The sequence below is a fragment of the Variovorax sp. CCNWLW225 genome (genome assembly GCF_037204045.1).
Taxonomy (GTDB): domain Bacteria; phylum Pseudomonadota; class Gammaproteobacteria; order Burkholderiales; family Burkholderiaceae_C; genus Variovorax.
Genome location: NZ_JBBCBV010000005.1, coordinates 280,099 through 291,894 on the forward strand (window position 1 = coordinate 280,099; position 11,796 = coordinate 291,894).

An 11,796-nucleotide genomic window follows, 5' to 3' on the forward strand; every position below is an offset into this window, starting at 1 on the left:
GCGCCAGTTTCCGGTGCAGGCCTTGACAACGCCGCCGCATCATCCAATACTCAACCCAACGGTTAACTATTGGATGAGAGGACACCCCGCATGAAATACCAGGGAAGCTGCCACTGCGGCCGCATCAAGTTCGAGGCCGAGGGCGAGATCACCTCGGCCCTGTCGTGCAATTGCTCCATGTGTCAGCGCAAGGGCACGCTGATGTGGTTTGTGCCGCGCGGCAACATGCAGCTGCTCACGCCCGAAGAAGACACCAGCGTCTACCTCTTCAACAAGCACGTGATCAAGCACCGCTTCTGCCCCGAGTGCGGCATTCACCCCTACGGCGAGGCCAAGGCTCCGTCGGGCGAGCCGATGGCGGCCATCAATCTCCGTTGCATCGAGGGCATCGACCTGCAGGCGGTTCCTGTCACGCAGTTCGACGGGCGATCGGTGTAGGCGCAGCCTGGCTCGGCGCGTGCGTCAGCGTGAAGAGCCCTACATCGACCCGCCCCGACAGAAAGCCCGCCTCGCAGTAGCAGAGGTAGTACTCCCACAGCCGCTTGAACGAGGCGTCGAAGCCCAGCGGCTCGATGGTCGGCCATGCCGCAAGAAAGCGGTGCCGCCATTCGGCGAGCGTGGCGGCATAGCTGGCGCCGAACGATTCGGCGCATTCCAGCGCAAGGCCCGCGCGCGCGGCCTCGGCCTCGAGCGCGTCCACCGAGGGCAGCATGCCGCCCGGAAAGATGAAGCGCTGGATGAAGTCGGGGCTTCGGCGGTACTGCTCGAAGTGCTCGCCCGCAATGGTGATGACCTGCACCACCGCCGTGCCGCCCGGCGCCAGGCTCTCCCGCAGCGTGTCGAAGTACACCGGCCAGTAGCGCTCGCCCACCGCCTCGAGCATTTCGATGGACACGATGCGGTCGTAGCGACCCTGCACGTCGCGGTAGTCCTGCAAGCGCAGGTCGATCTTCGCTGAGAGCCCCTCTTCCTGCACACGCTGCTGCGCATGCGCGAGCTGTTCGGAAGACAGCGTGAGGCCCGTGACCTGCGCCCCGTGCCGCCGCGCCAGCGCGAGTGCGAGTGCGCCCCAGCCGCATCCGATCTCGAGCACCGAGTCGCCGGGCGCCGGTGCAAGCAGCTCGGCAATGCGGTCGATCTTGGCCGCCTGAGCCTTTTCGAGCGATTCGTCGCTTGTGGCGTACAGCGCGCTCGAATAGATCAGGTCGGCATCGAGCCACTGGGCATAGAACGCATTGCCCATGTCGTAGTGGAACGAGATGTTCTGCCGGCTGCCGCGGCGCGTGTTGGCGCGCATGCGGTGAACGGCGCGGCCGAACCATTTCGCGGGCAACGAGGCTTGGAAGACGCGGCCCCAACCGGCCTCGTTGCGAATGCCGAATTCGAGCAGCGCCGTCAAGTCATGGGTCGACCAGTCGCCATCGCGGTAAGACTCGGCAAGGCCGATGTCGCCTCGCAGCAGCATGCGCGCGAGCGGCCGCCAGCGGTGCAGCCTGATGGCGGCATGCGGGCCTGCCGCCGCGCCGCGGCCTTCCACGCGCTCGCCATTGGGCAGTTCCACGGAAATGGCTCCGCAGTGCACGCTGCGCAGCAGGCGCGCCAGCAGCCGGCGCAGCGGCCGACGAATCCAGGACGTTGGAGCAAGCCCCACGGGCGAGCCGAGTGCCGCAGCCTCGAGGCCGCTGGACGTGGAAGAAGTTGAATTGCTCATGAGTCCTTGGTTCCAGCAATGGTGACCGGCTTCGCGGGCGCGGGCGGGCAAGAGCGGAAGCGCGCGCCCTTCACCCACAGCCGCAGCGCCTCCCAGTGAATGGCGGCGATGACCTTGAAGGTCAGCAGCGGATGGGAGAAAAAGGCCAGCGCCAGTGCCGCATCGCCCAGCGGTCGGCGCTGCGCATCCAGGCTCGCGGTGAGCACTGCGCCTTCCGCATCGCGCGCGGTAATGCCGATGCGTAGCCCCTTGCGCTCCGCATCAGGTGGCTCGACGCGAAAGTCGTAGCGCATGTCGAGATCCAGAAACGGCGACACATGAAAGTGCTTGGCGCACTGCTGCGCAATGCGCTCGCCGTGGCGCTCGGCTTCGCTCACCGGAATCAGATAGCTGTGCCTCTGGCCGAAGGTGTTGCTCACCTCGTAGAGCACGGCCTGCAGGCCGCCCTTCGGGTGGCCGCAAAAGTACACGCTGAGCGGATTGAACGCATAGCCCAGGATGCGCGGCATGCTCAGCAGGTGGATGGCGCCGCCCGTGCGCAGGCCCGCGGCATCGAGCTGCCGTTCCACATACCCGCGCAGCGCCATGCCGTCGCCCGCGCCGTAGTCGCTTTCATGCAGGCTGAACAGGTTGAAGCGGTTGAATGAAAAGAGCCGCAGCCTGCGCGAAAGCGCCGGCAGTTCGTCGACGTCCACCAGCAGCGAGAACACGCGGTAGCCCAGCCGGTGGCGCGCCGGGCGCAGCCGCTGGTGCATCACGCGGCCGAGATAAAGGGCGGAGCCTTGCTTCAAGCAGCCTCCGCCGCAGCGGCGGGACGCAGCTTGATGCGGCCCGATTCGTTCGGCACAGTCCACGGGCGGCGCACGCCCCCCAGCGCCTCGGCCACGGCCAAGCCGGCCTGCAACCCGTCTTCATGGAAGCCCGATCCGAAGTAGGCCCCGCAGAACCAGGTGCGGCGCTGCCCCTGCAGCGACCAGAGTTCGTCCTGCGCACGCATGGCGGCCGAGTTGAACACCGGGTGCTCGTACACCTCGCTGCCGATCAAATGCTCGCGCGCCGGCTCGTGCACGGGGTTGAGGGTAAGAAAGAGCGGCGTGCTTTCCGGAATGCCCTGCAGCCTGTTCATCCAGTAGGTCACGCACAGCGCGCCGCCGCGGCTGCGATCGGCCAGATAGTTCCAGCTGGACCACACCGCGCGGCGTTTGGGCATGAGGCTTGGGTCGCTGTGCAGCACGGCGCGGTTGCGGCTGTAGCCGAAGGCGCCGAGCAGCCGCGTTTCGGCGCTGCTTGCGTCGGGCAACAGGCGCAGCGCCTGGTCGGCGTGGGTGGCCAGCACCACATGGTCGAAACGCCTTGGCGCGCCCCCGCCTTCGGTCAGCACAAGAACGGAGTCGGCCTCGCGCCGCACCTGCACGGCGGCAGTGTCCAGCCGCAGCCGGTCGCCCATGCCGTGGGTGAGCCGCTGCACGTAGCGCACGCTGCCGCCCGCCACGGTGCGCCACAGCGGCCGGCCGCCAAGATTGAGCAAGTGGTGGTTCTCGCAAAAGCGAACGAAGGCCTCGGTCGGGTAGTCGCCGATGCGCGCGGCGGGGGTCGACCAGATGGCCGCCGCCATCGGGTACAGGTGGTCTTCCCTGAAGGCCTGGCCGTAGCCTCGCGCATCAAGGTAGCAATCGAGCGGCAGCAAGCCGTATTGCGCCGCATCGCCCGGCGCCTGCCGGTAAAAGCGCACCAGGTCGTACAGCATCGACCAGAAACGCGGACTTGCCAGGTTGCCGCGCTGCGCGAACAGGCCGCCCAGGCCGCTGCCCGAATACTCGAGCGCGCCGTTGTCCAGGCTCGCGGCAAAAGACATCTCCGCAGGCTGCGTTGCCACGCCCAGGTGCGCGAACAATGCCGTGAGGTTCGGGTAGGCCGATTCGTTGTAGACGATGAAGCCCGTGTCGACCGGGGTCACCCCCGCCCCGCTCGAGACCTGCACGGTGTTGCTGTGGCCGCCGGGCCGGTTGTCGGCCTCGTAGAGCGTGACCCGGTGCCGCTGCGACAGCAGCCAGGCGGCCGAAAGCCCCGAAATGCCGCTGCCGATGACCGCAATATCGAGCGCCGGCCCGCCAGGAGCCTGGATGTGCGGCGCGGGCGTATCGGAGGCTGCTGCAATCGTCATGGGGGCTCCGGAAAAGAAGATGTGCCAACTTGTACGCGGCCCGGGCCGGTTTGGATTTGCCCCTATTACAAAGAACCGCTGTGATCTAATGCCGCCGGCGGTGCGTAAGAGCAGCATGAACACCGTCCGACAAACCACGGCACCGGTCTCCTCGCGCGTTCGACCGCGAGCGCCTTGGCTGTCGATCGTGACACTGCATCAAGGCCGGGACGCGATGCCGACAAGCGAAGAACTCAACAACCTGGCCCAGGCAGTGGCCCGCAACGGCGACCGGCAAGCCTTTGCCGCGCTGTTCAAGCATTTCGCGCCGCGCGTAAAGTCTTACCTGATACGGCTCGGCACCTCCGAAGGGCTGGCCGAGGAACTGGCGCAGGAAGCCATGGTGAGCGTCTGGCGCAAGGCGCCGAGCTTCGACCCCGCCCTTGCCAATGTTTCGACCTGGATCTTCACCATTGCGCGCAACCTGCGGGTGGACCATTTCAGGCGCATTGGCAACCGCACGACCGATGCGGAGGAGCTCGACGGCGACGACATGCCCGACACGCTTCCCCAGCCGGACGAACTTTTGCTGACGCGGCAGCGCGAAGCCGGCGTGCGCGCGGCCATGGCGCAATTGCCAGACGAACAGGCGCAGGTGCTGCGCCTGTCTTATTACGAGGAGCAGCCGCACTCGCAGATCGCAAAGGCGCTGGGCCTTCCGCTCGGCACCGTCAAGTCGCGCGTGCGCCTGGCCGTTCGCCATTTGCGGCGACTGCTCGATGGACTCGAACCATGACGACGATTCAACATCACCCAGACGACGAGTTGCTGCTGGCCCATGCGGCGGGCAGCCTTGACCGCGGCCATTCGGTGGTCGTTGCCAGCCATGTCGAGAACTGCGCGCATTGCCGCGAACGCATGCGCGTGTTCGAGGCCGTGGGCGGCGCGCTGCTGGACGAACTGCCGCCCGCAACCATGGCACCCGATGCGCTCGCGCGCACGATGGCGGCCATCGACGCATCGCCCAAACCCCTTGCCGTGCCCGTGCAGGCACCGCACCCCGTGCTTCCGCCCGGCATGACCTGGCCGCGCTCGCTTACGGGGTGCCCTGCCACCCGCTGGCGCTGGCTGGGCCCGGGCATGCGCTGGAGCCGCGTGACCCTGCCCGACGATCCGGCGGCGAACGTCTTTCTGCTGCGCATTGGCGCGGGCAAGAACCTGCCGATGCACACGCACAGCGATTCCGAGCTCACGCAGGTGCTCTACGGCACCTTCCACGACGGGCGCGCGCTGTTCGGCCCGGGCGATTTCGACGAGGCGGACGGCAGCTTTCACCACCAGCCGGTGGTGCAGGCGGGCGGTGAATGCATCTGCCTTGCCTCGGTGCGAGGCCGGGTGCTGTTCAACGGGGTGGTGGCACGCACGCTGGGCGCGCTGGTGGGCATGTAGCGGGCCGCGTCAGCGGCTCACAGCCAAAGTCACCTTGGCCGCCACTGCAGCCGAAACCGCGGTGACGAAAGTGCCCCAGCACAGGTCGGCGATGGTCACGGTCCATGACCAGTCTTTCAGCGTGGCCTGGTTGGTCAAATCGTAGGTGGCGTAGGCCATGAGCCCGAGCAGCGCACCCAGCCCCAGCGATGTGAGCCAGCGGCCGCTGCCGAGCGCGGGCGACACGGCAAACACCACCACGCCAGTCAGGTAAATCGCATAGAACGCCGCGGCCGGCCCCAGCGAAAAACGCTCCAGCATCAAGTGGCCAAGCGCCGGCCGATAGAGCCGGTCGGCCATGACGGTCAGCCAGATGGCATCGAGCACCAAAAAGACCACGGCCGACGCCGCATAGGCGATGGCGAATTGCCGGATGGACATGAATGTTTCTCTCTGTTGGTTGAATAAAAGACCGTCGCATCACTTGAGGCGATAGACCAGTTTGCGCCCACCGTCGACCATCGAGTCGAGCCCGACCCATTCGCCCTGCGCCGAATACCAGACGTCGATAGGCTGCGCCGGGCCATCGATGCGCCAGCGCGTTGCCGCCACCTGCCGGCCACGTACCTCGACCGTGCCGCCGCCGGCGCGGCTGACCTGCACGTTCTCACTGCGGCCGGTCTGCGCATTGAGCAGGCGCGGCTGGCGCTGGATGGCGGGGTTCCAGTAGGCAAAGCTCATGACGCAGCCCTTGAGCGCCTGGCGGCCCGCGTCGGTGACCACGGCGAGCCCGTCGCCTTCGGCTTCGGTCCGAACGCGGCTGGCCTTGCCGTCGTCATCGGTCGTGGCGGTCAATTCGCTCAGGCAATCTCCGCGCCATTTCTCGACGGCGCGATGGCGGTAGCGGTACACGGTGAGCCCCAGCAGCTTGACGGTAAAGCTCGCCTCGCTCACCACGCTGCGGGCTTCTTCGGTGCCGCCGATGCTGAAGCGATGCTCGCCGATGGGCTTGTCATCGAGGAACACGCTGAAGGTCGAGTCGCCGGCCGGCGCCGCTGCGGCGGGCGAAGCCGCCGGCGCACAGGCAAGGCACACCATTGCGCCGTAGCAAGCTGTTTTCATCGGGGTTTCCCACGCTGAGGGCCGGGCACGAAGGCGTTGGTGCGCGCGATGTAGTCGCGGTAGGCCGGACGCCGTTCGGCGATGTCCTTCTCGAGCAGGCTCACGCCGGACACCTTCAACAGAAGCACCGTCATGAGCACCGGCGACACCGCAGCCCAGGCACCGCCCCACCCGGCTCCGGCCATGGCCATGAGCCACAACCCCCACCAGACAGATGCTTCCCCAAAGTAGTTGGGATGCCGCGTGTAGCGCCAGAGGCCGCGGTCCATGACCTTGCCCCTGTTCGCCGCGTCGGCCTTGAAGCGCGCCATCTGCGCGTCGCCGATGCTCTCGAACGCAACGCCGAACAGCGCCAGCCCAATGCCTGCTGCATCGAGCATGTTCAGCTCGCGCGCTGCCGACATGCCGGCGAGGAAAGGGGCAGAGACAATCCACGCCAGCACAGCCTGCAGGCCGAACACCAGGTACAGGCTCTTGAATCCGAAGTTCGGTTGGTTGCGTTCGCGGATCTGGCGGTAGCGCCGGTCTTCGCCATGCCCCCAGTTGCGCCAGTTGATGAAAGCGCTGAGCCGCAAGGCCCACACGGTGGCGATCAGCAGCATGCACAGGCCCCGCGGCACCGCTTGCGGCGGCAGCAGAAGGAAGTACATGGCCGCCGCGGCCAGGATGCAAAGCGACCAGACGCGATCGATCAGGCTGGCGTCGCGCCGTGCCAGGCTGGCGAGCCAGGTTGCGAATGCCAGGACGGCGGTTGTCCCGAGTCCGGCCAGGGCCACCGTCATGAGGCTCGTGTTCTCACCCATGGCTCGTCTCCGGAACGCCGACGCCGTCGAAGCGAATCGAAAGCCGCATCAGCACCGGCATGAGCACCGCCCAGACCACAGCCAGCGTGAGCAGCGCGGGCTCAGGATGCACAAACTCGGCGCCGCCAAGCCGCACGCCCGAAGCGAACGACAGCGGGCCGAGAACAGCGCCGAGCACGCATGCCAGCCATGGCCGCGCGCGCAGCCACCGCATCGTCACGTTCAGCGCAATGGCGAGCAGCCCCCATAGCGCCACCAGCCAGTAAGGGGCCAGGTACGGCACAGGCTGCCCCGACGGATAGACCACATGGCCCTGCAGGACGACCGCCGTCTCGATGACGAACCCCACGGCGCAAGCCACCGCGACGAGCCGCGCTTCGCGTGCCGGCCGGGCCGAAACGAGAAGATGCCACCCGATGGCCGCCGCAACGCAGGCCGTGCCCGCAAGCGGCAACTGGTGTGCCGCGCCCAGCACGGCCGCAAACCACGCCAGCTGGAAGACGGCCAGGTTCGACAGCTGGACGGCGCGCGTGGGCCCGTTCATGCGCGCCGCTCGAAAAGGTAATGGCTCACCCACCACCGCTGGCCGCTCTCATAGCCGAAAAGCTCGGCCACCGACATGAAGAAGAGCCGCCAGCGCATCCACCACAGTTCGGCATCGGCGCCGTAGGTTCTTCTGAAGAGCGGAAACAGCATCATGCGGCGCCCGTCCATGTTGGTGAGCCACGCTTCGGCGGTGCGCTGGTAGTGCGTGCCGTCCCAGCGCCATTGGCGCAGCACCCGCAGGTCGTCCTGGCAGCGCAGCGCCAGGCTGTCGCCAGGCATCATGCCGCCCGAGAAAAAATGACGGCTCATCCAGTCGCTCGCATCGCGTTCCTCGAAGGCGTAGGGCGCATCGCGGTGCGCAAACACATGCATGAAGAAGCGGCCCTCGGGCCGCAGCCAGCGAGCCACGTTGGCAAAGGCGCGCGGCCAGTTGCGCAGGTGCTCGAACATCTCGACCGAGACGATGCGGTCGAACCGGTCGGCCGTGTAGAACTCGTTGAAGTCGCGTGTGACGACGCGAACGTTGTGCAGCCCGCGCCGCGTGGCCTCCACCTCGATGTACTCGCGCTGCGACTGCGAGTTGGACAGCGCCGTGATGCGGCTCGCCGGGTAGCGCTCGGCCATCCACAGCGTGAGCGAGCCCCAACCGCAGCCGAGCTCGAGCACGTCCTGCCCGTCGCGCAGGTCCGCGCGCTCGCAGGTGGCCTCCAGCGCGGCCGATTCGGCCTGCATCAAGGTCTTTGCGCCTTCGGGCCAGAAGCAGCTGCTGTACTTGCGGTGATGCCCCAGCACGGCGCCGAAGAAACCGGCCGGCACTTCGTAGTGCTGTTCGTTGGCTTTCTCGGGCAAGGGCGCCAGCGGGGCGGCGCGCATCTCGCGCAAGAAAATCTCGGTGAGGTCCGCGGTTTCTTCCGCGGCGCCGCCTTCGAGCTCGGCCAGCCTGGCCCTCAGCAGGCGCCGGATGCCCAGCCGCACGAGGGTGTCGGGCACCAGGCCCCGCTCGACCGAGCGAATGGCGGCTTCAGTGGTTTGCGGCATGCGCGTGAATCCTTGTTCGCGGCGGCGGAAAGTGCCGCCTGCCGCTATACGCGGGAATCCTCGGGTTGGATCTGCAGCCGCGCGGGGAAACTGAAACAATGCAGCCACCATGGACGGCCTCGATCTCATCAAAACATTCCGCGAAGTGGCGTTCCGGCGCAGCTTCTCCCGTGCAGCCATTTCGCTGGGCATGTCGAAAGCCACGGTCAGCCGCTATGTGGCCGAGCTCGAGGAGCGCAGCGGCGTTCGGTTGCTCAACCGGTCCACCCGTTCGCTGAGCCTGACAGATGCGGGGCAGGTGCTGCTCGACCGCAGCGCCGAACTGGTGGCCATGGCCGAGAACACGCTGAACGACCTGCAGGCCCATGGCTCGCACCCGCGCGGCCGCCTGCGCATGAGCGCGCCGCACGGGCTGATTGCGGGCTGGCTGTCCGACGTGATTGCCGAATTCATCAAGCTCTACCCCGAGGTGTATGTCAGCCTGGTGTTCACCAACAGCGAGATCGACCTGATCGAGGAAGGCATCGACATTCACCTGACCGGCGGGCGCATCGACGACATGAACCTGATCGTGCGGCGGCTGGTGCCGTTCGACATGGTGGTGTGCGCAAGCCCCGGCTATTGGGCGCAGCGCGGCATTCCCAAGGTGCCCGAGGACCTGGCCCGCCACGACGTGCTGAGCTATTCGGCAAAGCCCACCACCCACCTGCCTTTCGAGACCAAGGGCAAGCCGGTCGAAGTGCAGGTGCACAGCCGCATGGAGGCCAACGACGCGGTTGCGCTCATCGAGCTGGCGCTGCGCGGCGCGGGGGTGGCCTATGTGCCCGAGCCGCTGGCGCAGTCGCACCTGGAGCGCGGCGCGCTGGTGCCGGTGCTGCGCGAGCACATGCCGAAGGACCATTGGCTTTACGCGGCCTATTCGCAGCGCCGGCACAACAGCGCCGCCATGCGCGCGATGCTCGACTTTCTCGAGCAGTCGATGGGGCCGGCCGGCGAGCCGCCGGTGCTGCCGCCCATTCCGCCGCTGACGGCGGTGGTGCCGACCGCATGCAATCTTTCGGCGCCGCGCAAGGCTGCCGGCGCTCCCGCGCCTGTGGCCAAAAAGAACAAGTCGCCGGCCGAAGAAGAATTGCTGAACCCTTTCTTCGGACGCTGAGCGGGCTGCAGTCGTGTTGCAATCGCATGTTTTCAACGTGCAGGCAGCCGACGCATGAGGACCTCTTCTTCCCCTTCGCCTTCTTCTTCCCTTCTGGTTCGCGCTCCGGTGCCGGAAGACTACGCCGGCTGGAAGCCGCTATGGGACGGCTACAACGCCTTCTACGAGCGCGAGGGCCCCACGGCGCTGCCGGAAGAGATCACGCGGGTAACGTGGCAGCGCTTCTTCGACGCCTACGAGCCGGTGCATGCGCTGGTGGCCGAGCGCGATGGCCGGCTGGTGGGGCTGACGCACTACCTCTTTCACCGCAGCACCACGCGCATCGAGCCGAACTGCTACCTGCAGGACCTGTTCACGCTGCCTTCGGAACGCGGCCGCGGCGTGGGGCGCCAGCTGATCGAAGGCGTGTACGCGCATGTGAAACGCGTGGGCGCGCACCGCGTGTACTGGCAGACGCACGTCACCAACACCGCGGGCCGCATGCTCTACGACAAGATGGCCTCGCACGACGGATTCATCGTGTACGGCACGCTCGTCTGATCGCCTGAAAGTCAGTACTTGATGGTGACGCCGGCTTTCACGCCGTTGTTGTTCTTGCCGTCGCTCAGCACGCCGCCCGTGAGCGACACATTGCCGCCGGTGCTCGCACCGAGCGAGTAGGTCGGCCGCGGCGTGGAGGTGTCGGTGCCTATGTAGGTGCCGCTGCCGTCGGGCCGCTCCACGCCAATGGTGGCGCCCTTGGTGTAGGCCGAGGTTTCGGTGGGGTTCACGTTCGGCGCCACGTAGATGGTGCCCTTGTCGTCGCTGTCGACCGGCACCCTCACGGGCTCCGCCACTGCGGTAACGGCCACGCACCACGCGGCCACGCTCACGCTTGCAAAGATCCATTTGCTCATGGCCCCATCCTGCGGGCTCGGCGGCGCCGCGCCTGTAGGACGAGAGGCAGGCCTGCCCGCATCGGCAGGCGATTTGTCATGGTTCGCACCAGCACGCGCGGGGCGTTTGTCTCCCCGGAAAAGGGGCGCACCGCTCATGTCCGCATGTGACGCAATTTTTACATTGGCTCCACGGCAAAAAAACGCTTGCAGTCCGGTCCGGACACCAGGCGACGCCTCCGTTGGCAGGTCACCGGGGGAACACGCCGCCAAAAGGTAGAGCCATGAACAGAATTTTTCGAACCCTCTGGAATCCTTCGCTCGGCGCATGGGTGGCGGCACCCGAAGTTTCGCGCGGCCACGCCCGGCTAGGCCGCGGCGGCGGCAATGTCGAAGGACGCAGCCGCGCAGGCCCGATGGCCGACCTCCGCCTGCACGCGATCGCCCTGTCTGTGCTGCTGCTGGGCGCAGCCCTGGCCCTGCCCGCGGGCGCGGCCGGCGGCACCGGTGGCCAGCCCGTGGGTGACGCCACCCTGCACGCCGGCGACGGCGGCAGTGACGGCCAGGGCGGCACCGGCGGGCTCAACGACACCAGCGTCAACGCCCGCGGCGGCGATGGCGGCGCCTCCACCGAGAGCGGTCCCACCGCCGGCAGCGCCGCCGACATCGGCAGCTTCGGCGGCGCCACTCCCGGCGCGGGCGGTGCCGCCGGTGCCTCCACCACCGAGGTTTCGCCCGGCGTGTGGCAGGGCGACGCCGGCATCGCCGGCCAGTCCCAGGCCAGCGGCAACGGCTATGGCGGCGGTGGCGGCGGCGGCCAGATCGGCAACGCCATGAGCCCGGCCACCACCGCAGCCACCTTCTCCGCCACCGGCGGTGCGGGCGGTGCCGGCGGTAACGGCTACTGGGCCGCGGGCGGCGGCGGCGCAGGCGGCCACGGCGCCACGCTGCTCGACCCCCTGGCCGATGTCGCT

15 protein-coding genes are annotated in these 11,796 nt (G+C 67.5%); 6 read left to right on the plus strand and 9 right to left on the minus strand.

The window, feature by feature from the left end; all coding sequences use genetic code 11:
- Window positions 1–90: 90 nt before the first annotated feature.
- Complete coding sequence (locus V9L20_RS12650; RefSeq protein WP_258501693.1) at window positions 91–438, plus strand: GFA family protein; 348 nt, start codon at window positions 91–93, stop codon at window positions 436–438.
- On the opposite strand, the gene V9L20_RS12655 is transcribed toward V9L20_RS12650, so the two are convergent.
- From V9L20_RS12655 to V9L20_RS12665, 3 genes are read right to left on the minus strand one after another with little or no spacing between them, the layout of a single operon-like run.
- Complete coding sequence (locus V9L20_RS12655; RefSeq protein WP_337296859.1) at window positions 410–1,711, minus strand: cyclopropane-fatty-acyl-phospholipid synthase family protein; 1,302 nt, start codon at window positions 1,709–1,711, stop codon at window positions 410–412. The two genes, V9L20_RS12650 and V9L20_RS12655, sit on opposite strands and share 29 nt — an antisense overlap.
- Entirely contained in the window at window positions 1,708–2,502 is a 795-nt protein-coding gene (locus V9L20_RS12660; protein WP_337296860.1) for a DUF1365 domain-containing protein, read from the minus strand. The genes V9L20_RS12655 and V9L20_RS12660 overlap by 4 nt, the downstream gene beginning before the upstream one ends.
- Window positions 2,499–3,875 (minus strand): NAD(P)/FAD-dependent oxidoreductase, encoded by a 1,377-nt coding sequence (locus V9L20_RS12665; RefSeq protein WP_337296861.1) that lies wholly within the window; start codon window positions 3,873–3,875, stop codon window positions 2,499–2,501. Before V9L20_RS12665 ends, V9L20_RS12660 begins: the two co-directional genes overlap by 4 nt.
- Before the next feature lie 214 nt (window positions 3,876–4,089).
- On the opposite strand from V9L20_RS12665, the gene V9L20_RS12670 reads away from it, so the two are divergent.
- Window positions 4,090–4,650, plus strand: coding sequence for a sigma-70 family RNA polymerase sigma factor (locus V9L20_RS12670; RefSeq protein WP_337296862.1), 561 nt, complete (start codon window positions 4,090–4,092; stop codon window positions 4,648–4,650).
- The gene (locus tag V9L20_RS12675; RefSeq protein ID WP_337296863.1) at window positions 4,647–5,303 is read left to right on the plus strand and encodes a ChrR family anti-sigma-E factor; all 657 of its coding nucleotides are present in this window, start codon (window positions 4,647–4,649) and stop codon (window positions 5,301–5,303) included. The genes V9L20_RS12670 and V9L20_RS12675 overlap by 4 nt, the downstream gene beginning before the upstream one ends.
- Window positions 5,304–5,312: 9 nt before the next feature.
- On the opposite strand, the gene V9L20_RS12680 is transcribed toward V9L20_RS12675, so the two are convergent.
- From V9L20_RS12680 to V9L20_RS12700, 5 genes are read right to left on the minus strand one after another with little or no spacing between them, the layout of a single operon-like run.
- Complete coding sequence (locus tag V9L20_RS12680) at window positions 5,313–5,723, minus strand: DUF2177 family protein (protein WP_337296864.1); 411 nt, start codon at window positions 5,721–5,723, stop codon at window positions 5,313–5,315.
- Between the two features lie 39 nt (window positions 5,724–5,762).
- Complete coding sequence (locus tag V9L20_RS12685; protein WP_337296865.1) at window positions 5,763–6,404, minus strand: DUF6134 family protein; 642 nt, start codon at window positions 6,402–6,404, stop codon at window positions 5,763–5,765.
- On the minus strand, window positions 6,401–7,207 hold the full coding sequence (locus V9L20_RS12690) for a DUF1295 domain-containing protein (protein WP_337296866.1): 807 nt from the start codon (window positions 7,205–7,207) through the stop codon (window positions 6,401–6,403). The genes V9L20_RS12685 and V9L20_RS12690 overlap by 4 nt, the downstream gene beginning before the upstream one ends.
- A complete protein-coding gene (locus V9L20_RS12695; protein WP_337296867.1) occupies window positions 7,200–7,751 on the minus strand; it encodes a DUF2878 domain-containing protein in 552 nt (183 codons plus the stop codon). The genes V9L20_RS12690 and V9L20_RS12695 overlap by 8 nt, the downstream gene beginning before the upstream one ends.
- On the minus strand, window positions 7,748–8,791 hold the full coding sequence (locus tag V9L20_RS12700; protein ID WP_337296868.1) for an SAM-dependent methyltransferase: 1,044 nt from the start codon (window positions 8,789–8,791) through the stop codon (window positions 7,748–7,750). The genes V9L20_RS12695 and V9L20_RS12700 overlap by 4 nt, the downstream gene beginning before the upstream one ends.
- 109 nt (window positions 8,792–8,900) lie before the next feature.
- On the opposite strand from V9L20_RS12700, the gene V9L20_RS12705 reads away from it, so the two are divergent.
- Together V9L20_RS12705 and V9L20_RS12710 are read left to right on the plus strand one after the other, a co-directional pair.
- Window positions 8,901–9,947, plus strand: a complete 1,047-nt coding sequence (locus V9L20_RS12705) for a LysR family transcriptional regulator (protein WP_258501710.1) — start codon at window positions 8,901–8,903, stop codon at window positions 9,945–9,947.
- A gap of 54 nt (window positions 9,948–10,001) precedes the next feature.
- The gene (locus tag V9L20_RS12710; RefSeq protein WP_337296869.1) at window positions 10,002–10,487 is read left to right on the plus strand and encodes a GNAT family N-acetyltransferase; all 486 of its coding nucleotides are present in this window, start codon (window positions 10,002–10,004) and stop codon (window positions 10,485–10,487) included.
- A gap of 11 nt (window positions 10,488–10,498) precedes the next feature.
- Here V9L20_RS12710 and V9L20_RS12715 read toward each other — a convergent pair whose 3' ends face one another.
- Window positions 10,499–10,843 carry a hypothetical protein gene (locus V9L20_RS12715; RefSeq protein ID WP_337296870.1) on the minus strand — a complete coding sequence of 115 codons (345 nt, stop codon included), beginning with the start codon at window positions 10,841–10,843 and terminating at the stop codon, window positions 10,499–10,501.
- Between the two features lie 263 nt (window positions 10,844–11,106).
- On the opposite strand from V9L20_RS12715, the gene V9L20_RS12720 reads away from it, so the two are divergent.
- On the plus strand, window positions 11,107–11,796 hold a 690-nt coding region (locus tag V9L20_RS12720; RefSeq protein WP_337296871.1), incomplete at its 3' end, for an ESPR domain-containing protein.